23 protein-coding genes are annotated in these 20,331 nt (G+C 69.9%); 17 read left to right on the plus strand and 6 right to left on the minus strand.

Going from position 1 to position 20,331, the window contains the following annotated elements; all coding sequences use genetic code 11:
• Nucleotides 1-71: 71 nt before the first annotated feature.
• The 12 genes from E2B92_RS18350 to E2B92_RS18405 all read left to right on the plus strand — a co-directional run bounded on the left by E2B92_RS18350 (nucleotide 72) and on the right by E2B92_RS18405 (nucleotide 8,600).
• Entirely contained in the window at nucleotides 72-425 is a 354-nt protein-coding gene (locus E2B92_RS18350) for an SH3 domain-containing protein (protein WP_235023873.1), read from the plus strand.
• A gap of 108 nt (nucleotides 426-533) precedes the next feature.
• A complete protein-coding gene (locus E2B92_RS18355; RefSeq protein WP_126887812.1) occupies nucleotides 534-1,016 on the plus strand; it encodes a hypothetical protein in 483 nt (160 codons plus the stop codon).
• Nucleotides 1,013-1,462: a hypothetical protein gene (locus E2B92_RS18360; RefSeq protein ID WP_133087603.1), complete on the plus strand. Its 450-nt coding sequence runs from the start codon at nucleotides 1,013-1,015 to the stop codon at nucleotides 1,460-1,462. Before E2B92_RS18355 ends, E2B92_RS18360 begins: the two co-directional genes overlap by 4 nt.
• Nucleotides 1,463-1,472: 10 nt before the next feature.
• A complete protein-coding gene (locus E2B92_RS18365) occupies nucleotides 1,473-1,886 on the plus strand; it encodes a hypothetical protein (protein WP_133087604.1) in 414 nt (137 codons plus the stop codon).
• Between the two features lie 40 nt (nucleotides 1,887-1,926).
• A complete protein-coding gene (locus E2B92_RS18370; RefSeq protein WP_126887487.1) occupies nucleotides 1,927-2,772 on the plus strand; it encodes a winged helix-turn-helix transcriptional regulator in 846 nt (281 codons plus the stop codon).
• Nucleotides 2,769-3,287 carry a regulator gene (locus E2B92_RS18375; protein ID WP_126887488.1) on the plus strand — a complete coding sequence of 173 codons (519 nt, stop codon included), beginning with the start codon at nucleotides 2,769-2,771 and terminating at the stop codon, nucleotides 3,285-3,287. The genes E2B92_RS18370 and E2B92_RS18375 overlap by 4 nt, the downstream gene beginning before the upstream one ends.
• Nucleotides 3,284-4,519, plus strand: coding sequence for an MFS transporter (locus E2B92_RS18380; protein WP_126887489.1), 1,236 nt, complete (start codon nucleotides 3,284-3,286; stop codon nucleotides 4,517-4,519). The genes E2B92_RS18375 and E2B92_RS18380 overlap by 4 nt, the downstream gene beginning before the upstream one ends.
• Before the next feature lie 34 nt (nucleotides 4,520-4,553).
• On the plus strand, nucleotides 4,554-4,856 hold the full coding sequence (locus tag E2B92_RS18385; protein WP_126887490.1) for a hypothetical protein: 303 nt from the start codon (nucleotides 4,554-4,556) through the stop codon (nucleotides 4,854-4,856).
• A gap of 67 nt (nucleotides 4,857-4,923) precedes the next feature.
• Nucleotides 4,924-6,135, plus strand: a complete 1,212-nt coding sequence (locus tag E2B92_RS18390; RefSeq protein ID WP_185923673.1) for an ATP-grasp domain-containing protein — start codon at nucleotides 4,924-4,926, stop codon at nucleotides 6,133-6,135.
• Nucleotides 6,132-7,004, plus strand: coding sequence for a DUF317 domain-containing protein (locus E2B92_RS18395; RefSeq protein ID WP_126887491.1), 873 nt, complete (start codon nucleotides 6,132-6,134; stop codon nucleotides 7,002-7,004). Before E2B92_RS18390 ends, E2B92_RS18395 begins: the two co-directional genes overlap by 4 nt.
• A gap of 26 nt (nucleotides 7,005-7,030) precedes the next feature.
• Nucleotides 7,031-7,516: a hypothetical protein gene (locus E2B92_RS18400; protein ID WP_126887492.1), complete on the plus strand. Its 486-nt coding sequence runs from the start codon at nucleotides 7,031-7,033 to the stop codon at nucleotides 7,514-7,516.
• Between the two features lie 34 nt (nucleotides 7,517-7,550).
• Nucleotides 7,551-8,600: a SpaA isopeptide-forming pilin-related protein gene (locus E2B92_RS18405; protein WP_126887493.1), complete on the plus strand. Its 1,050-nt coding sequence runs from the start codon at nucleotides 7,551-7,553 to the stop codon at nucleotides 8,598-8,600.
• An 82-nt stretch (nucleotides 8,601-8,682) separates the two neighbouring features.
• Here the strand turns inward: E2B92_RS18405 and E2B92_RS18410 are convergent, their stop codons facing one another.
• The 3 genes from E2B92_RS18410 to E2B92_RS18420 all read right to left on the minus strand — a co-directional run bounded on the left by E2B92_RS18410 (nucleotide 8,683) and on the right by E2B92_RS18420 (nucleotide 10,734).
• On the minus strand, nucleotides 8,683-9,699 hold the full coding sequence (locus E2B92_RS18410; RefSeq protein WP_126887494.1) for an ATP-dependent DNA ligase: 1,017 nt from the start codon (nucleotides 9,697-9,699) through the stop codon (nucleotides 8,683-8,685).
• A 306-nt stretch (nucleotides 9,700-10,005) separates the two neighbouring features.
• Entirely contained in the window at nucleotides 10,006-10,509 is a 504-nt protein-coding gene (locus E2B92_RS33980; RefSeq protein ID WP_327437495.1) for a DUF6233 domain-containing protein, read from the minus strand.
• Nucleotides 10,510-10,734 (minus strand): hypothetical protein, encoded by a 225-nt coding sequence (locus E2B92_RS18420; protein WP_126887495.1) that lies wholly within the window; start codon nucleotides 10,732-10,734, stop codon nucleotides 10,510-10,512.
• Nucleotides 10,735-11,089: 355 nt separating this feature from the next.
• Between E2B92_RS18420 and E2B92_RS18425 the strand changes: the two genes are divergently transcribed.
• On the plus strand, nucleotides 11,090-12,328 hold the full coding sequence (locus E2B92_RS18425) for a phosphoribosyltransferase-like protein (RefSeq protein WP_443070286.1): 1,239 nt from the start codon (nucleotides 11,090-11,092) through the stop codon (nucleotides 12,326-12,328).
• 276 nt (nucleotides 12,329-12,604) lie between these two features.
• Nucleotides 12,605-13,660 carry a reverse transcriptase family protein gene (locus E2B92_RS18430; protein ID WP_260604392.1) on the plus strand — a complete coding sequence of 352 codons (1,056 nt, stop codon included), beginning with the start codon at nucleotides 12,605-12,607 and terminating at the stop codon, nucleotides 13,658-13,660.
• A 102-nt stretch (nucleotides 13,661-13,762) separates the two neighbouring features.
• On the opposite strand, the gene E2B92_RS18435 is transcribed toward E2B92_RS18430, so the two are convergent.
• The 3 genes from E2B92_RS18435 to E2B92_RS18445 all read right to left on the minus strand — a co-directional run bounded on the left by E2B92_RS18435 (nucleotide 13,763) and on the right by E2B92_RS18445 (nucleotide 18,125).
• Nucleotides 13,763-14,908 (minus strand): hypothetical protein, encoded by a 1,146-nt coding sequence (locus E2B92_RS18435; RefSeq protein WP_126887498.1) that lies wholly within the window; start codon nucleotides 14,906-14,908, stop codon nucleotides 13,763-13,765.
• A gap of 223 nt (nucleotides 14,909-15,131) precedes the next feature.
• The gene (locus tag E2B92_RS18440) at nucleotides 15,132-16,661 is read right to left on the minus strand and encodes a gamma-glutamyltransferase (protein WP_126887499.1); all 1,530 of its coding nucleotides are present in this window, start codon (nucleotides 16,659-16,661) and stop codon (nucleotides 15,132-15,134) included.
• 150 nt (nucleotides 16,662-16,811) lie between these two features.
• On the minus strand, nucleotides 16,812-18,125 hold the full coding sequence (locus E2B92_RS18445) for a hypothetical protein (protein WP_126887500.1): 1,314 nt from the start codon (nucleotides 18,123-18,125) through the stop codon (nucleotides 16,812-16,814).
• 223 nt (nucleotides 18,126-18,348) lie between these two features.
• On the opposite strand from E2B92_RS18445, the gene E2B92_RS18450 reads away from it, so the two are divergent.
• From E2B92_RS18450 to E2B92_RS18460, 3 genes are all read left to right on the plus strand, one after another.
• Complete coding sequence (locus E2B92_RS18450) at nucleotides 18,349-18,702, plus strand: DUF317 domain-containing protein (RefSeq protein WP_126887501.1); 354 nt, start codon at nucleotides 18,349-18,351, stop codon at nucleotides 18,700-18,702.
• Between the two features lie 104 nt (nucleotides 18,703-18,806).
• Entirely contained in the window at nucleotides 18,807-19,097 is a 291-nt protein-coding gene (locus E2B92_RS18455; protein WP_126887502.1) for a hypothetical protein, read from the plus strand.
• 15 nt (nucleotides 19,098-19,112) lie between these two features.
• Entirely contained in the window at nucleotides 19,113-19,934 is an 822-nt protein-coding gene (locus E2B92_RS18460) for a DUF317 domain-containing protein (protein ID WP_126887503.1), read from the plus strand.
• The last annotated feature ends 397 nt before the right edge of the window (nucleotides 19,935-20,331 follow it).

Here is a 20,331-nt window from a genome sequence, read left to right on the forward strand (position 1 = left end):
TTATACAGCCGCCGGGGCGAAGCCCCGGTGCCTTCCCCTCAAGCCTTATGCCTCATGGAGGTTTCTTCCGCATGCGCTCAACCCGTATTGCCATATCCGCTGCGATGCTCGGCGCGCTCGCTGTGCCGGTGCTGTCCGCCACCGCCGCGAGCGCGGCTCCCGTCGCCACCGCGGCAACTGCCCTTCCGGCGAGCAGTTGCTCGTCTCTGCCGCCGCTGCCGTACGAGGTGCACACGAAGGCGGTGACCATCCGGTCCAAGGCCACCACGAAGTCCACTGCGGTCGGGGTGCTCTACCGCAGCCACAAGTTCACCGTGCACAAGAAGAGCGGTAACTGGCTCTACATCACGGACAGGACGACCGGCGTAAAGGGCTGGGTCTCCGGCACGTACGTCTACCGAGACGTCCGCATGTGCCTTAGCTGACAGGCCGGCAGCAGTAACCGGCGTACTTCACAGCCGGGTTGTTCGACCGCCCGTCATTTTCCCTGCCTCTGAAGTTCCAGGTGGTTGTCTTCCGAAAAGGAGTTCCCGTTGTCCGACGACATACCCGAAGACACAGCGGATGTCCTGGGTGTGCTCACCGAACGGATCGAAGCCCACTTCGGAATGGGCATGGATCAGTTGAGGGCCGCAGTCGCCGTCGCGCCGGCCGCGAACCCCGACGCCACCGAGGTCGTCAAGTGGCACGGCCATCTCGTCGACTCCCAGGCTGTGCTCGACCGAGCGGAGGACGACCTCCTCGCCGCGCTGGAAACGCAGCCCGGTGAGGTGGACGACCCAACGATGGGCCTCGCCCAGCGCGTCAACGCGGCCGTCACGGCACGCGACGGCCGGGCCCAGGTCGTGGCCTGGCTTCTCGATCCGGACGCTCCGGGGAAGAAGGGCCTCGCTGCCGAACGCCTCGCCCGTCTCAGCCATGGAGCCCGCAAGGGCCCGGCGGTGCCGACCAGCGCTCCGCCCCGCCCCGCGGTTGCGCCGGCGTCGGTGCCGCGAGCGGGAAGGGCCGTGCTGTGAGCGTCCGGTTGAAGTCCAGCACCGCAGACGGCCGGCTGCAGGAGGTCTTCGGCGCCCCGGTCGCCGAGCTGTACGCGACGGCTACCGCACCCGATGCCCCTCCCGCGCTGACCCGCGCCCTGGAACTGCGCTCCTTCCTCGCCCTGGCCGAGGAGCAAGTCGCCCGCGTCCGCGACCGCGTGCACGAGGCGATGGCGCCCGACCGGGACATGGGCGAGCTGTCAGCCGGTGACCTCCGCTTCGACGCGCAGTGGCTGGAGGCGGCGCTCGATGCCCGCGCCGGCTACCGCGCCGCGCTCGGCGAGCTGCTGCGCACCATGCCACCCCCCGACCAGCAGTCCCGCCCCGTCCGTACGGCGCAGCCGGTGGTCGCCGCCGCCCTGCCCCCGTCCCTCGCCGCCCCGGCACCCGCGCGTGCCGGGGCGGCAAGGGCCCGCCGACCATGAAAGCCCCCGCTTGCCCCACTCGACGTCCACCGAGATAGCCGGACGGATCGAGGACCTGTACGGCGCACCGCTCGCCGACCTCGAAGCCCACGCCCGCGACCAGCCGCCGGGCATGCTCTCCGCCCTGCTCGGCATGCACGACGACCTCACCCTCGCCGAGCGCAGCATCGACTTCCATCGCGACCGCCTCGCCCAGCTCCTCCACCTCGAGCGGCAGATCGGCGGACACGAGGTCTCCCACCTTCTCGACGGCGCCCGCCGGCTCGCCGAAGCGGTCGCCGTCCGCGACGCCCAGACCAAGTCGGCGCTGGCTGTTCTGCAGAGCCTGGCGCGCGTCCCGGCCCCGGCACCGCCCCCGCCGACTCCCTCGCTGCCGCCCCCGGCCCCGCCCCGTCCGGCCGAGAGCACGGCGCGCAGCCGCTGACACGCAGGCGATTCCCCTTAATCATCCAGGAGTTCCTCCCTTGGCCATCACCGCTCTGCCCCCTGACACCAACGCCGACATCGCCCGGGTCACCGAAGCCCTCGCCATGATCACCCCGCGATGGAACGTCCGGATCCTGCTGGCCCTGTCCGGTCCGCCGCTGCGGTACAGCGAGCTGGCGGGCAAGGTGTCCTGGCTGCAGAACGGCCAGCTCCACCCCAAGCTCAAGTCGCTGTGCGACGCCGGCCTCGTCGAGCGCACCGAACACACCTCGCGGCACGTCACCTACGGCCACACCGACCGCGCCGCAGCCCTGCTGCCGGTACTGCCGATGATCGTCACCTGGGCCGAGGAACATCTGGAGAAGGCTGACCGCCCGCTGCCCGCGATCGAGCAGATCGAGGACAGCCTCACCCTGCTCACCCGGCGGCATGCCGCCGCCATCCTGTGGGTGCTGAAGTCCCGCGGCGAGGTCAGCGGCCGGGCGCTGGCCAGGATCGTCATGCCCAGCAGTGACTGGACCAACATCTACCCGCCGCTGCGGCAGCTCGTGGCCGACGGTCTGGTCGACACCGAGGGCACTGGCCAGCCCTACCGCCTGTCTGCGGCGGGCGAGGGCCTGGGGCCCGTCTTCGGTGCCCTGTCCGCGTGGTCCTCCGGGCAGCCCCTCACCCATGCTGCCCAGCACCCGGTCTGGGGACGCCCGGGGGCCGCATCCGCGCCGAAGCCGTGGGTCAGCAATCAATCGCTGCCAGCTCCCGCAACCTCGTCGGCTGCCCGGGCGGGAGGGGCCTCCCGCCCGACGTGGCACAACCGCGACCTGTTCTCGCACACCGCGACGGCCCGCCCATTGGCGGCGCTCGCGGCAGGGGGCCCGCGCCGATGACTGCCTCCTTCACTCCAGCCGAACTCCGCAACGCACTCTCCCTGTTGTCCTCGCCGGGCCTGATCCGGCTGATCACCGAGATCGACGACAACGGCCCGATCCCGCCGAGACGTCTCGCCGCCACCCTCCCCGACCTCTCTTCGCACCACCTTCGCCGGACCACCCACGTTGCCCGCGCGCACGGTCTCGCCCGCGTCGCACCCGGCGCCGGCCTTACCCTCACCGACGCAGGTTCCGAGCTGGCCGACGTCTACGACGCCACCGCCCGCTGGGCCCGCCGCCACGCCTACCCGACCCGGGTCTGCGACTTCACCACCCGCCTCCAGCACTCCCTGAGCCTCCTGGTCCCCGCGCTCGTGGCCGACCGAGCCGACGACTCCCCACGCCCAGCGGACGAGGAGACGATCAGCGCCGAGGCCGCAACGGATCTCGACCACCCCCGCGCTCTGCTGCTCCAGTGGCTGAACGCCAACCCGCAGGTCACCGTGCTCCTTGAAGCAGAGCCGGCCGCGTGAGCGCAGGCGTCACCCCCCGGCACGCCCACCACACCGGGGGACTGCTGCGCAGCATCTACCTGCCGCGCACGGTGGACGCCCTCGCGTTCGCCATGTCCACCTACGGCATCCCGCTCCTGGTGCTCGTCACCACGCGCTCCCCGGCGCTGACGGGCCTGGCGTTCGCCCTGGAGTGGATTCCCCGGCTGGCAGCATTCGGGTGGGCCGGCGGGATCGTCGACCGGCGCGGGGCAGCGGTCGTCTTCTTCCTCGCCTCCCTCGGCCGCGCGCTGGTCATCGCCGTCGGCGCAGTCCTTCTCTACCTCCACACCTCCGGCGCCGTGGCGAGCGTGACGGTGATGGCGCTCGCCGCCGTGACCGGGGTGCTCACCGAGTTCAGTTACATCGCGGCCGAGACCGCGGGCGCAGCCGCCGGCCGCCGCGCGGGTGAGCGGGCCCACCGTGTCCAAGCCGTCCTGCTCGGGATCGACCAGACCGCCACCCTGGCCGGCCCGGCACTGGCAGGTCTGCTGCTGCTCGCCGGACCTTGGCAGATGCTCGCGGTCATCACGGCGTTCTCGCTGCTCGCCGCGCTGCTCGCGCTGCGCACACCGCCGTCGCCGATCCCCCCGGCCCGCGCGCCGAAGGGCAACACGGGGGCAGGACTGCTCACCGGGTGGCGGACCATCCGGTCTCTGCCCGCGCTCGGCTGGCTCGTGACCGGCCTGACCCTGTCCAACCTTGCCATCGGCTTCCTCCAGGCGGCCGGTCCGGTGATCGTCGTCAACCACTACGGGCAGTCGACCACCGCCGTCGGTCTGGTCTGGTCCGCCGCTGCCGGAGCGACGCTCCTGAGCGTCACGCTCTGCCGGTTCGCGATCGACCGCCTGGGCCTGTGGCCAGTCGGCGCGGCCTACGCCGCCTTCGCCTCGATCGCCACCCTCGCCGCCGCCCAAGCCCCCGACTACCTGTCCTATCTGATCCTGGTCGCCGTCCTGATGGCGGCCGAGGGCGGCATGACGGTCGTCCTGCGCACCCTGCGCTCCCGCCTGATCCCGCCGAAGAAGTTCGGCAGCACCTTGTCGGTGACCATCCTCATCCTCCTGCTGCCCTTCCCCGTCGCCGGCGTGCTCACCGCGCTCACCCCGCCCGACGCGCTCGGCCACGTCATCACCGCGTGCGCCGTCCTGCAGGCCCTCGGCTTGTTCCCGGCCTTCGTCCGCCTGCGCACCGATCCCGCCCTGCGCACCTGACCCCCTGCGCTCCCCAGCCTGTGGAGAACTCCCCATGTCCGTTGCCTGCCCCAGGACGAACCGTACGAGCGGTCGCACCATCACCGAGCGGTTTCACGCCTTCGACGCGCGGCACCCGCACGTCTACCGCGCGCTGGAGCGCATGGCCGCCCGGCGGCTTGCTGCCGGAGCCACGCGCGTCAGCCTCAAGGACCTCTTCGAGGACTTGCGTCGACAACTCCCGCACGGGGTGCCCGGCCTGAACAACAACTTCACCGCCCTGTACGCCAGGCGGCTGATCGCCGCGCATCCCCACTGGGCCAGCGCCTTCGAGCTACGCCGCCGCCGTGCCGACTGAACACCCCTCTTCCCTCGTCCTGCCGTCCAACGATCCGGAGAACTCCTTCTTGACCGCTCGCCCCCTCGTGCTCGTCGTCTCTCCCGGCGATGAGACCTATCGCGGCTACTGCCTGGAGCAGGTGGCCGCCGCGTACGACGTCGTCCTGCTGACCGGCACCGAGCCGTCGTGGGAGAAGCCGTACATCGTCGACCACACGGTCGTCGACCTCCACGACGACGCCGCGCTGCTCGCCGCGGGCCGGGCTCTGGCGGCGCGCCACCACCTCGCCGGCGTCGTCACCTGGCAGGAGTGGCACCTTGTCTCCACCGCCCGCCTTGCACGCGCGCTCGGTCTGCCCGCGGACTCCGTCGAGGTGATGCGGGCCTGCCGCAACAAGGCCACCGCCCGTACGCTGTTCGCCCGCCACGGGGTGCCGTCGGCCGCCTCGATGAAGGCCCGCACCCTGGCGGAGGCGGCACGGGTGACGGCGACCATCGGGTTCCCCGCCGTCATCAAACCCGCCGCGTTCGCCGGCAGCATCGGCGTGATCCGCATCGACCGCCCCGAGGAACTGCCCGCCGCCTTCGAGTTCGCCTCGGCCGGAGCGAGCCAGAGCCGCGAGGACACCGGTGTCCTGGTCGAGGAGTACCTCGACGGCCCGGAAGTCTCCGTCGAGTGCGTCACCCACCGCGGTGAGACGACCGCGGTCGCCGTGACCCGCAAGAGCCTCGGGCCCGCCCCGTACTTCTACGAGACCGGGCACACCGTCGATGCCACCGACCCGCTCCTCGCGCAGGTCGCCCCCGCGGCCACCGCCGCGGTAAAGGCCCTGGGGATCACCGACGGCGTGCAGCACGTCGAGATGCGCCTCGTGGATGGCCGACCCCGGCTGATCGAGGTCAACGCGCGCATCGGCGGCGACCTGATCGGTCACCTCGTCCGTCTCGCCACCGGCATCGACCTGCCGAAGGCCGCCGCCGACCTCGCCTGCGGCCGATCCCCAGACCTCACCCCTACTCGCCACCAGGCCGCAGGCATCCGCATGCTCTACCCGGCCGCCTCCGGCACGCTCAAGCAGCGGCAGGTCAACCAGCCGTTCGCCGCCCACACCCCCTGGCTGCGGCAGGTGCAGTGGATGCGACAGGTCGGCGACCCGCTCCTCCTCCCGCCCAAGGGCGACCTGTTCACCGCCCGGGCCGGGTTCTACATCGTCACCGGCCGCGACACCGCCGAGGTCAACGAACGCCTCGACACCACCGCCGACGAAATCACGGTGACCACGCAGGCGGCCCGATGAGCCACCAGCCCGACCCGCGCCACGACATCGACGGAGACGTCTACGTCTCCCCGCGCTACCTCGCCTCCACCACCGGGACCGGCGACCCCGCCCTCGCACCGCTCCTTGACCTCGGCTGGGACCTCCAGCACGACGAGGACGGCAACGTGTATGTGAGCGCCCCCGACCGGCGCGTACGCCTGGGCTACCTGCCCGAAGGAGAGGACGACGGCCTCTGGCGCATCAACGCCTACCGCGATCCGTTCGGCCCGCCAACCTGGGGCGCCTGCTTCAACGACCGCACCCCCACCGAGGTCGTCCGCGCCTTCACCACCGCGCTTGCCACGGCGTACGAACAGGGGGCGGACGCCTACCTCGCCAGGCCGGTGGTCGGCATCGACGAGCACGAGCCCTTTCTCGCCGTTGTCCCGCTGCTCCAGCAGGGCTGGGAGATGGGCCGCCCCCGCAGGGGCGTCTTCGCGGTAAACGCGCCGGATGGGCTCGCCGGGATGGAGTTCACCACCGGCGACCTCGATCCGGCAGCCGAGCTGACCACGCGCGATGCCCGCTGGCAGCTGTGGGCCGGCAAGTCCATCGACCGTCCGGTCTGGTACGCGACCGCCAGCACCGACACCCCCGTCCTCCTGCTCACCGCCGTCACCCAGTGCGTCTCCGACCCGGCCCCGCTGCCCCGTTGGCGACAGGACACCTACAGCTACATCAAGGGCATGGCCCAGCTCACCCCCATCCTGCCGCCCGAGCCGCCGGCCCCCACCCCACTCGATGTCCAACGGGCTGCCGCAGCACGCCGCCCGGCCGCGCTCCCCGCTCCCAGCGTCCCGCGCTGGAGCACCACCAGCCGTCCGGCCCTGCCCGGCCCGCGCCGTTAAACCGCCCCGTTGACCAGAGGATCCTCTTGTCCCTGCACGTCGGCGAGTTCTTCACCGAACTCCGCCTCCCCTTCCCCAGCGGCACCACCGTAGGCAGCACGTACTACGCCACGCCCATCGCGGGCGCACCCCTACGACTGCAGATCGGCTTCACGGATACGCAGTACCGGAACACCTACGGCGGCCTGCGCCTGACCGTGGTTCACATCGACCGGGGCACGATTGACGCGGTGGCGCTCAGCTTCTCCGAGCACGGCACTTTCCGCCGCCGTCAGGGGACCTTGCACCAGCGCAACATGCCCGACACCTTCAACATCACGCTCGCCAGGCCGGGGCAACCCCCATGGGAGGGAGCCGACTTCACGGGTCTGCGCGATGCCATCGAGCAGTACACCGCCGTCTGGTTCCCCGGCGCGTGGACCGCGTCCGCGCCGAACCGCGCTGCGGCCAAGACCGCCCACCAGACTCCCGCCCCGCCGCCGGCGCTTCCGGTCGCTGGCCGGACCCGATGACCTCCCACCACCTGATCAAGGAGCACCTCTTCCCGTGCACGCTCGTATCGTCCGTGGCGCCGTCCGATCCGCTGCCGTCGCCGCCGCGGTGACCGGCACCCTCACCTGGGCACCGACCGCGACCGCCCAGTCGTCCGAGCCGACGCCCTCGGCATCCGCTGCCTCCACCGAGACACCGGCCCCGGATGCGGGCAGCATCGCGATCACCAAGAAGGACGCGGCCGGGGACGTCCTCCCCGGCGCCGAGTTCCTCCTGCTCGACTCCACCGGCAAGGAGGCCGGACGCGGGAAGACCGACGCGCAGGGCAAGCTGACCTTCCCCGACCTCGCTCCCGGTGTGTACCGGCTGAAGGAAACGTCTTCCGGCAGCCCGCTTCACGAGGTCGTCGCCGACCAGGACGTCATCGTCACCCCAGGTGTGGCCACACCGCTGACGATCACCGACCCGTTCAAGGCCGCCAAGGTTCTCCTCCAGGCCAAGGACGACAAGACCGGAAAGCTGCTGCCCGGATCCACCGTGAACATCGGAACAGGCAGCGAGACCCTGCTCACCCTGACCACCGGGTCGCAGGGAACAGCCACCGGAGAACTGCCCGTGACCAGCCGGAAGACCGAATTCTGGGTCAAGCAGGTCAAGGCCCCCGCCGGCTACGACCTCTACAAGCCGTCGAAGACGTTCACCGCAGGCCCCGGTGCGCCGGTCACCGTGACCGTCACCAACGCCAAGACCGCCACCACGCCGAAGCCTGACCCGTCGGATAAGCCGACGCACGAGCCCACCGGCGCCCCGTCCACACCTGCGGACAAGCCGAGCGACAGCGGGACTGGCGGGACGAAGCCCTCCCCGGCGGGCACCAGCACGCCGGACGCCGTCTCCACGCCCACCGCAGCGGCCGACGGGCTGAACGACAACACGACGCCGAAGACTCCGGCTGGCTCCCTCGCCCACACCGGCGCCGACGCCACCACGTGGATTGCCGGCGGCGCCGGTCTCCTCGTCGCCGCAGGCGCGGTCGCCCTGGTCCTTGCCCGCCGTCGTACGGCGGCCCAGCCCGAGCCGGACGACACCAGCGAGACCAGCTAACCGAAGATCACCCCGCCGTCAGCAGGCCCCCGGGATGTCATCCCGGGGGCCTGCTCTCGTCTACCACCGGGCGGCGGCAGGGTCAGCCGCTGGAGGGCTGCGTGCCTTCCCCGAACATCGGCACGTCGGCCACGGTGACGTCCAGGCGCGGCCGTACGAAGCGCAGCGGGTGTCTCCACGCACCTCGGTCGATGGCGGTGTCGGCACTGACTTCCGCGACCAGGTCGGGAACAACGAGGATCGGGTCGAGGGGTTCGCGGCTGCCCCAGGTGGCGGTGAACCGTACGCCGGTCCACGGGTGGCCGGGGCCGGCGGGGTGGAGGTGGTCGGCGAGCCGGGCCGCGGCGTCCGGTCTCAGGGGCGTGGTGCGCCCGACCGCACGCAGTCGGCCGTCTTCGTCGTAGCGTCCGAGGACGAGTATCTGCGGGCGCCGCAAGGTGCCGGTGATGCCTGCGATGATCGCTTCGGTGGTGTCGCGGCGGCGGACCTTGAACCAGCCTCTGGCTCCCGGCAGGTAACGCTGACCCATGCCCTTGATTACCAGGCCCTCCACGCCCGGGACTTCCGTCCAGGAGGTCAGCCACTCCTGGGCGAGGGCCGGGTCGGTCGTCATCGGGCACAGCGTCCACGGTGGCGACAACCCGCGCTCCCGGAACAGACCCTCCAGAGCAGCGCGGCGGCGCTCGTACGGTTCGGCGAGCAGCTCCTGGCCGTCGATCTGAAGGACGTCGAAGGCGATGAAGTGCGCGGGCATGGCGTCGGCTAGCTGCGCCACGGTCCGGCCGCTGGAGGAGGCACGACGCTGGAGCGCCTCGAAGGAGAGCCGGTCTTGCGACCACACGACTACTTCGCCGTCGAGGACTAGGGCGGGCGGGAGCTGGCGCGCGGCGGTGACGAGGTCGGGGAAGTGGCGCTGGATCAGCGAGCCGCGCCGCGACTGCAGGAGCGTCGAGCCACCCGGCCGGGCCGAGGTGAACAGCAGCGCCCGATAGCCGTCGAACTTTGCCTCGAACGCCAGGTTGCCCGGCAGGACGCCGGGTGCGGTTACCGTCTCGCGGGCTTGGGCGAGCATCGGCTCCACGGGAGGCTTCAGCACCATCGCGCCGCGTCGTTCAGCCGAGGTAGTTCTCGGGATGGGCCGACTTCTGCACCTTCCAGGACTTGCCCGAGCACCCCGACGGCAGGGGCGGGAAGCGGTGGTCCTTCACGTCGGTGCTCCAATGGTGTTCGCCGCCGCAGTCGCATTCGTAGACCCGCTGGCGGGCACGATCTCACCGGGATGCCACGACGTCATCTTCTCACTCATGGGTTCTGTCTACGACGACGCTGCGCACAACGCGACCCAGGCGCTCTCCCGGGGGTTGGCCCGCGTCCGCACGCTCGTCGTGCTCGCGGGCCCATGTCGCTATCCGTTCCCCTGGCCGAGTTCGAGCGCCGGAATGAGAACGGCGCAGGCGTCGCAGTCGGTGCAGGCGCGCGCCCCGTCCCGCATCAGCGCGTCCAGGGCCTCCAGCGTGCCCACCTCGGTCCCGCCGCCTGCGGCATGCCGGCACATGGCGTCATGCACGACCGTCCGCCCCCGGCGCTCGGGGGCGGGACGGACCACCCAGCCGGGGGCTGGCCGCGGCGGCGGACCTGGCAGACGACGCGTCGGCACGCCGGACAGATCCACGCCCGCGATGGGCGTCAGCTGCCGATCGGTCACCCAAACCGTGTACTCCGCAGCCTCGACCCCGTCGGGGCGCGCCACCCAGGAAGGGACGCCGACGAGATAGCGCCATGGAGAAGGGCCGGGCACCTCCCGACGTTCGTGGAGACGGACCCGAACGGTCTGCCCGTCCGGCAAGGTCAGCTCTATCTCGGCCGGAGCCGATCCGGCCGTCCGCCGATCACCGCTCGGGCCGTCCACCTACCCAGCCCCGGTTTCCAGCTCCCGCACCGCCGTACGCAACGCGACCCGCTGCCCGGTCCCGGCCTCACGCCAGTACGGGTGCCACCAGACCTGGACCGACAGCTCCAGCAGGCGCCTACGCAGTGCGGTCGTCCGCTCAGGCTGGACCGGGTCGGCGAGGCTCCGATAGGTCCGCTCCCAGGCAGACTGCGCGGCGATCAGGTCCTCGGGGAAGCAGAGCATTGCATACGGTTATTGCATCACGTGTTCGATTTCTGTCGCATCTGTGCAGGTAGGCGCAGGGAGGGTCCTGTCCCTTCCAACCTTGAGCACTCTCACCGAAGCCTGAGCCAGGGTGACGCGATCAGACGCCGCCAAGAAGTAGCCGCGCTCTGGGGCTCTCGCCTACCTCTGTGGGCCGCGGGAGACCCCGCGGATCCGCGTACGGCCTATGACTGCGTGAACTGCGAAACGCTAACTTCCGGGCCTCGGGTCAAGTCCCATGCGCCCAGGACTACGCCCACACAGGCTTGGGCAGTCGCTACGGTGGGGTACGCCAACTCAGATGCGGAATCCGGTACAAGGGGGCGCGGTGCATATGCGTGCCGTGAGGGAGCCAGCGAGGCCAAGCGAAACCCATCAGGGGATCGAGTGGCTGACCAACTTCGGCCCCAGGGACACTGAGACGGCTCAGCAGTTGCTCGACAGCCTGCATATCGTGTCGGAGACGACGTTCAGGCAGGGGCTGCTGGAACATCTGGGGTCAGTCCTAGCTGGTGAAGCCACCATGGAGAAACCGGCGGCACTGTATGGCGTCCGCTCCTGCAAGCCGACGGACACGATGTTCATCAACGAGGTGTCACCACAGGTTTCCGGTGTCGATGGCGGCGGTAGCGAGTTGATCGTCCAGAACATCATCCGCGATGTGCAGCGGAGCCTGGACACCTCCGTAGTGACGCGCAACGCCATGACGATTGATCTTCTTCGGGCGCGTCGTGCACGGAGCCTAGTGTTCGTTTCCGACTACGCCGGCTCCGGCGAGGAGTCTCTGGCGTACGCGCGGGCCTGGCTGCGTAATGCGACGATCCGCAGCTGGCGCTCCCTGAAGTTGGTCCGGCTGCACCTGGTCCTCTTCGCCGCAACGACCACCGGACTGCGGCGCATCCGTGCCAGTGGGCTGTACGACGGGGTGTCGGTGCTGCACCGCGGGATGGACTTTCCTTCGGCTGAGTGGCATAAGGACCAGCTCTGGAGGATCAGGAAGCTGTGCGAAGACTATGCACGGCGGCCCGAAGACGGTGCAGGCTGGTCGGGCAGCGAGGGTCTGCTCGTGTTCGAGCACACCGTGCCGAACAATCTGCCATCCATCCTGCGCCAATCCAGGGGGCGGAGCCGGCGTTCCGACGGTAAGTGGGCACCGTTCTTCGAGCACCGCACCGCACCGCCGGGACTCATGCGTGACCTTGTCGGATACCGGCCAGGGCGCAACGCAGAACCCGGGCCGCGTGGCATGGGGCGAGTCCAGGTGACAGGAACAGGCAAGCTCCACGTGCGCTATCGCGGAGGCATCAGGGACCTTGTTGAGGTCCTTGGTCACATCGCGAACGGCCATAGGCACCCCGAACAACTGGCGACCGATGTTTCAGTATCCGTTCTGGTTGCCAGAAACCTCGTCCTTCAGGCTCAGAAGCTGGGATTGGTGGACTCTGAAACGCGGCTTACCGACGCAGGATGGAGGGAGTTGCGGGCAGCCAAGGCGAAGCCCCGGCTTGTCGTGAGCCGCTTGCGGGGCAGTCAGGAACCTTACTACCCTGGCACCTTGCGGGAGAGTCGGTGACGGCCTAGCGCAATCGGCGAGGTCATCGCCGAGTCAACGGTCTGCATTTGCAGGTCAGGCTGCGGTCGTGAGCCGCACGCTGTGGACAAGCTGTCGAACGCCTGGATGGTGCGAGGCGCACGGTCTCCTACGTGGGGCCTGGCGCGCGACTCGCACCACCCGCCGGGGGCGGGATACACCGAAGGTAGGCCACCCATCGACTCTCCCGCGCTCTACAGGAGCCTCGGCCGCAGGAACGGCGTCACTTCCTCAGTCATCGACGAGGCTTTGGAGCAGATGCGACGAGTCCGAAGTCAAGGACTCACACCTGTACTGACGCTGGGGCACCTGGCCCACCAGACTGGGGCACCTTACCTTTACCTGCGAAGGGTCGTCCAGCGTCGACAAGACCCATACACCGAGTTCTCGCGCCCCAAGCGTGAGCGCGGCAAATCTCGCACAATTGCAGCCCCAGCGCCCGTATTGATGGACGTGCAACGCTGGCTCCTGACCAACGTAGTCAGCCCGATCCCAGCACACGGGGCGAGTTACGCCTACCAGCAGGGACGCTCTGCCGTGCAATGCGCGCAACTTCACCTTGGTGCCTCGTGGTTACTGAAATTCGATCTCCATGACTTCTTTCACTCCGTCAACGAGCGTACTGTGCAATCAATCCTGCGGGCGGTCGGCTACAACAGTCTCGTCTCGTTCGAAATGGCCCGCGTCTGTACCCGTGTCCCGGGCGGAATCACCTGGCCTCACATCAGGAGTGCATACCAGGCCATCCCCGGCTACAGCGCGCCGGTCCTGGGCTACCTCCCACAGGGAGCCCCCGCGAGTGGCGCACTTGCCAATCTGGCCGCCCGTCCGATGGACGAGGCTCTCTCATCCGTCGCCGACCGGTATCGCATGACGTATACGCGCTATGCGGACGACATGACCTTTTCAACTCTGAGAAGCCTCGACCGCTCCACGCTCACACGCTGCGTCTCCGAGATCTCGGCAGCGGTGTCCGACGCCCGGTTCCGGCTACACAGGAAGAAGACCCGCGTTGTGCCGCCAGGTGCCCGCAAGATCGTCTTGGGTCTCCTCGTGGACGGCGAGAGACTCCGACTTCCGCGGCACACGAGAAGGGGACTAGAAGATCACGTCCGCGGTGTCGCCAAGTTCGGGATTGGGGCCCACGTCGAGCACGCCGGCTACAGCTCCCTGCAAGGTTTCGTCAACCACATCGACGGGCTGCTTGCGTACGGGCATGGTGTGGACCCTGCGTGGTCGAAGCCACTGGCTGCCCAGTGGGAGCACCTGATGAACGCTGCGGGTCTTACGGCCCAGGAACGCCGCCTCTGGTGAGCAGAAATCGGCCTCCCCTATCGTGCACGCCATCTGCACCCCTCATGATCGCGGGTGTTGCGACGATTTCTCGACGAGACGAACTGCGATCCGTCAACCCCTTCAGTGAGATTCGCTCATGGTTGGTGCGACAGGACAGGGATCGGCTGTGACTCGTGATGTGTGAGTGATTCTCAGCGAAGGTTGGTCACGGCGCGGACCGGCCTGCGAAGTAGGAGATCCACCATGTTCGAGCCAGCGGTCGACCCAGGCGGGCACGGAGAGGGCAAGCTGCTGCTGGACAGCGTAGCTCGCAGGGCGGAGCTCCTGGATCCGCTTCAGGCGGTCGCCGTGGCGCTGGATGGCGCGAACCTCCAGCACTCCGGGCCGCCCGGCCAGGCCGGCGGCGACGGTGGTGCACTGGTCGCTGTAGCCGGGCGGCAGATCGCAGGTGCAGTGTTCGTCCACGGAGGCGAGCGGCAGGCCCCAGCCGGGCGCCGCGAGCAGCGCCATGAGCCGCCGGTGGCCGGTGGTGCCGGAACCTTCCGCGAACGTGGGGTCGATGATCCAGCGCTCGCCACCGTCGCGTTCGTGGTGGCCGAGCCAGCCGGTCACGGCCAGCGGCGCCCCCAGGGTGCGGATCAGACCGACACGGCGCAGCAGCCCGCTGGTCAACCAGGCCGACGCCGCGGTGCCCCGACGGCCCGGCCGCCGGTAGGGGCGCTCGGCCGGGTGCCACCGGGTCGGCATGTCGCGGTGGCATGGCGTCATGCCGTAGGCGCCCATCTGCCGGTCCTGGACGTCGACCGCGCGCAGCCAGTCGTCGGGGTCCAAACCCAGCAGAGTGACGGAGGCGGACGTGTCCAGCACGCGCAGCACCACCAACCCGTCCTCGACGTGGGTACGGGCCCCAGGCACCCCCTTGATGTCGCCGTACTCGTCGGCGCGCGGCAGCAGCGCCTCGGCCAGGTCCAGAGCCTGGGTCTCCTCCGGGTCGTGCTGCTCGACCGGGTCGGCCCCGAATCGGATCAGGAGGCGGTCAGAGCGGGGGTCAACGTACTCGATGCCCCACGGGTGCAGAGTGGTGATCCGACGCCAGGCCAGTGCGGCCATCACCCGGGCCTCCAGCAGCATCTGGTCGGCGTCCGGCTGCGGGATCAACAAGGAGCCAGGCGCTGCGGCCTCGACCCGGCGCCGGGCGGACTGCCAGGGCATCCCGGTGTACAGACGCAGCAGTTCGGCGCGACGTTCGACGGCGGTTGTCTTCATAACTCGAAGCTCCTCAACACCGCGGAGCCGTCCCGACACAGCACGCGCGGCGGAGAGCCACGAAGAACATGCGGACCATGCAGCGGCGCCGGCCAAGTTGGCTTCTCCACGGCGTGCTCGATGTCGGGTCGAGCACAGGGCAGGGACCCCGCCGGGCCCACCACTCCGGATTTAACCACATCGACCCGGGGCAGGCCCTGGCCGCGGGGGTGACGCGCCGCGGCTAGGCGTGGATCGGGGGTACGTCGTAGCGGCTGACGGCCAGGTACGTCTCCGGCGTCGCCGCTTCGAGAAGACCCTCGTCACCCTGCAGATCAAGCATGGGTTCCTCGGGACGGCGCAGCAGGTCGCTCCAGTCGCTCGTCGCACCCCGCTCGTAGGCTGCACGGAGCAGGGGGCGCAGCCGAGGACGGGCTTCCTCCTGTTGCTCGCGGAAGATCCGCCGTCGGGTGAGTCGCTGTTCTTCCTGAGCTTCCTCGCTGAGCCCCGAGTCGTCGGCCAGCTGGTCCTCGGCGCGCAGCCCCGGGGTGCGGCGGGCGATGGCGAGGTCTTCCTCGTGGAGGCGCTCGCAGGCGGCGAACAGCTTCCGGGACATGCCGAGGTGGACCTCGGTACCGGGAATGCGGCAGGTGAGGAAGTCGTCGAGCCCCATGGAGCGGATCCCGGCGCGCAGGGTGTGCTGCTCGACGTGGGGCGCCACTCCGCGGGCGTCGGCCCGCATGGCGAGCGTGAGGGTGTCGTCTTCCAGGGGGGTGGTCAGGCCGGAGCGCCGGTGACGGGAAGTGCGGTCGGCAGGCACAGGCACCGTGCGCAGCTGGGAGGAGGGAGCGGACCGCAGCGCCAGGTAGGCGAGCATCTGGGCGCGGGCCGCGCCGATGAGCGCGTCGTCGCTGTCGCCGAGGCGGTCTTCGAGGTTCCCCGGGCCCGCTTCGTCGTCGGGGTCGGATCCGGCTGGGGGGAGGGGCGGCAGGCCGGGGTGCAGGTCGTGGTCGATGGTGAGGAAGAGGTCGTCTCCGGGCCGCACGGAGGCTCCGACCAGTACGGTGCGGTGCGCGTACGAGCCGAGGATCTTGCTGCCGGCCTCCAGTTGCGCCCATCCCTTGCGGAGCGCGCCGACGCCGACGGCACCGCCCTTGGCCTCGATAAGCCAGTACATCTCCTCCGTCTCGTGCCGTCCCCACAGGTCGGGCAGCTTCGTCTTCGGGTCCTTGAAGGTTTCGCTCAGGGCGGGGATGGGGCCGCCGAGTTCGAGGTGTTCGGTCTGCCCGAGGCCGAGCAGCGAGCGGCAGGCCCACTCGGTCATCGTCATGCCCAGCCGGTAGGCGGCGGCGTTCTTCGCCGTGCGCTCGGTTCCGTGCGCGTAGACCGGGTTCAGGGTCAGGCGCCGACCCTTGGCGCCCGGTACGGGGTGCCGGGGCTCGACGGGGTGCGCGCCGAGGTAGGCGTACAGCGGGGCGACCCGGGCGACGAGTTCTCCGTGCGCGTACTGCGGCTGGTTCTGCAGGTGCGGGGTGACGTCGCGGCCGACCTCGGTGGCGGCCTTGATGATCTCGCGCCACGTGGTGGTCGGGGCGTACCAGCCATCCGCTGCCGGGAACCCGTCCGACCCGGTCCACGCCTTGTGCTCGGCCGTCCGCCACTGCCTCTTGGGCTTGTCCGCGGGCCCGTTACGGAACAGGACCGGTATGTCGAAGCTGTCGGCGTAGGTGAGCGGCGGCTCGTCGGGGACGTGTGCGGGGATCATGGGGTCCATGGGGATAACCCTGGCACGGGCCTGGGCTCTCCCCGGGGCCGGGCGGCGGGCTGCTGCTCGGCATGGCTCTTGGGTCATGGAGCAGTTGCGGCCATGACCCATGGCGGCTGGTGGTGTCGGCCTGCCCCCCGTCTCCTCACGTTGTACCGCTCACGGTCGGTCGGGCCAGAAGATCGACGAGGGGAGTCGGACGGAGGGCAGGTGCACCGCCTGGATCGGTCCCAGAGCGGCGGCAGCAGCACGAAGGGCTTCGTCGTAGGTGCCGGAGCCAAGGACCTCAGCAGAGCAGGCAGGACAGTCTCCGGGGCGGCGGGCGTGACCAGCGCTGCGATCTGCGGAGCCTCGGACGTGCGCGAAGGCGTCGTCGGGAAAGTCTGCCCGCACGGCATGCCAGACCCCGACCCGTTCGGCGTCGGGCAGCCCGGCCGCCACCGCCGGCCGCATCGGCGGCAGCAGGCGCCCGTGGTCCTGGACGAGGAACACCCGGTCGGTGAAGTCGACGCTGTCCCCCTCGGGGCGCTCCTGCTCCAGCCACGCCCGGGCCTCCTCGCGGGTGCCCGGGCACCACAGGTAATCCGTCGGGAACCGTGTGGTGTCGTAGCGGGTGTCGAACTCCGCCCAGTGAGCGTCATTCCAGCGACTGCCCGGGATGAAGGGGATGGCCCGTACCACGACGTACTGGTACTCGTCGCTCTCGTGATCTTCCATGGCGTTGGGGGCGGTGAGCGCGCCGGCGGGTTCCATCCGTGCCCGCCCGGAACCGTTCCAGCTCAGCACGGTGATCTCCCGGTGCAAGGGTGCCGGGTACAGGCGCCCATCGGGGGTGGCCTGCCCCCACAGCTGGTTGATCAGCTCCGCCAGATCCCGCACCGTTCGGGCCGCCCCGACGGGGGTGTCGACATGGTGGCCGGAGGGATGGGCAACGTAGTTACGCAGCTTGGCCAGCGCGTCTTCGACCGCGCGGCTGCGCCGCCCGCGGAGCAGACCCGCCGTACGCGCCCACACACGGAGCCCGTGCAGCATCCCGTTGAACTCGATGGCGTTGGAGTCGACGACCAGCTTCGCGCGTTGCCGCGTCATCCTGTCCGCGCGCTTCTTGACGTCGTCGTACGACGTGACGGTGTAGGAAACGTCCGGGGCCTGGGGGAGACGGAACGTGATGGTGCCGGAGCACCACTCCATGAAGCGGTCGCGCAATGCCTGCTCGTAGATGAGGAGCGCCTGGTCGCCGACCATGGTGTACACGTCGTAGCACAGCACGCCATAGGCGAAGACGGTGCGAAGCCGCTCGAAGGAGTCGCGTGTTCCTGCCGCGACGCCCTCCGCCAAGTCGCAGTCGGCGATCTGCCGCTGCTGGAACTCCGTGGCGTCTTCGGGCCTCATACGGCCGCCGAGCCCACAGGGGTTGAACGCCAGAGACAGGTCGTCCGCAGCGCGCAGCTCCTCAAGCGGCCGGATCTCCATGTACTTCTCCTCACGATGGGAAACGGGCCAGCTTGCACCTCCGGGCCTCTAGTTGGCCACCTCTTTCCTTCAGGTGACTTCGTGAGAGCGACGCGAAGGGGCGGAAGGCAACAGTTCGCCGGGGGCAGACAGGAAAGAGCGCGGAAAGACTGGCCAACGCGTTCGAGACCATGTCAACGTAGACGACCTTGCAAGAAACCCCAGGTCAAAGAGGTGATTGCCCGTGACCATGGCTCCCGTTGGCCCCGGATTCTCCACCACCATCGAGGCCCTCCGGCTGCGCGAGTGGCAGCTCGGGCCCGGCCAGCCCACGCTCGTGATGGATCAGTTCTCCGCCGACGACTTCAACCTGATCGTGGACGACCGTGCGGACGTGCACGTCAGCAGCAAGGACGGCCGCTTCTACCTCGGCTGGTTCCCGCTCGGCCGTCCCGGTACCGACGGCGAAGGATGGAAGATCGCCGTCACCGGCACAGCCAAGGTGCGCGGCTACCACCTGTCCTTCGACACCGAGACGCCGGCCGACATCGTCGCCGCCGCAGTGGCACGCGTGCTGGAAACCTCACGGCGGGTGTGACACCGCAGGGATCGGCCGGAGGTCCTCACCGAGGGCGGCTCGCCGACACGGGACGGCAGCCCCGTACCACCGTTCACCGTTTTCCTCACACAAGGAGGCTGTTCGTGACGCATCCGGAGATGACCGTTGGCGAGCTCATCACCCGCCTGTCCGACTACGACCGGAACGCTCCGGTCCGCCAGGCCATGAACCCGTTCTTCCCCATGGCACACCGCCTCGCGCAGGTCATGCAGTCCGTGGACGAGACCGGCCGGACCGTGGTCTACCTCGCGGAGGGGCGGGACGAGAACACACAGCTCGGCCATCTGCCGCCCGAGGTCGCCGTCGCCCTTGCCTGGCAGGGCCCCGTCCAGGCACCACCGCGCCGCCCTCGCCGAACTGCCGGCGGCAAGTAGAACCGCATCAAGCCTTTGGAGGCGCCCCTGTACCCCGACTTCCCGCTCGACCCGTCCACCCCGCCCGGTGGTCAGCCCGCGTTCTGGGTCGGTCCCCGGCACCTGGCCGGTGACGACAAGCGCCTCTACGACACCGTCGCCGACACGCTCGCCGGCCTGGGCTGGACGAGCCTGACGATCGTCCGCGGTCGCAACCAGCCGGACGAAGCAGATGAGGACCGACAGGTCCTGCGCAGCACCGTCCTGCACATCAGCCCCGACACCCTCCGGTGGGCCCAGTGGAGCCTGGCGGACGAGCCGTTCCACCTGGGGGATCTGCCGATCGCCTGGCAAGTCTCCGCCCGCGCGGACACGAGCAGCCCGCTCGCTCAGTGGTCGGCGTACTTCACCCCCGACGTCCCCGGCGAGTCCGTGGCCGACTTCCTCGTCGCGCTCGATGCCCGCGACCAGCCCGCCGTGCCGATCGCCGGGCCTGAGCTGGTCCTCGATGCCGTCGCTGCACATGGCTGGCTCCGCGACATCGACCAGCCCCAGGCGGCGGCGACGGACCCGACGTTCACCTCGCACATCAGCCTCGGCGAGGTGCCGCCCCTCATCCAGGACGCCGACCCGCGCGCCCTGACCACCGAGGCCGACGAAGTGGGACCGGCTGGGTGGCAGGCGTGGGCCGAGCCCGCGCTCGGCGCACCGTGCCTGTGGGCGGTGTCCTTCGGCGCCAGCGTCCCGCACGATCTCGTCGCGGCCTTCGCCGCCTCCCTCAGCTCGACCGCACCGGTCCTGCGGCGGGTGCTGCCCGAGGCTACCCAGGAGCGGCTTCTGCGCGCCCCGGCCATCTAGTGCCCTGCGCTCGTCCTCCTCACCGACGCATACAGCCCGGCCTCTCCCGAAGGGAGGGTCGGGCCTTTTGCTGCTCGAGCCCGGTCTGTCCGTGCACACGATGCTGTCGCCGGCGGTCGGGCCCGGAGGCAGCAGTACGTCGGTGCCGGGATGAGGGCGCACGCTTTACCCGGCCGCCCGTGCGCATGGGGCTTCACACCCTGGGGGCCGGGTCAGGTGGCACGCGCTGCTCAGGGCGTGGGCTAATAGGCGGATGCCCCCGACCGAGAGGGACGCTGTTGGTTAATTCCGCCCCGCTGGGCTTCATCCAGCGGGGCGGAGTGCTGCAAAGGGTGAGGTCCGGGTGCGGGCGAGGGGTCTGCCGGTGAGCCAGGCGTCGATGCGGGTGAGGTTGATG

The organism is Streptomyces sp. WAC05374, from assembly GCF_004353505.1.
In the GTDB taxonomy this organism is placed as follows: domain Bacteria; phylum Actinomycetota; class Actinomycetes; order Streptomycetales; family Streptomycetaceae; genus Streptomyces.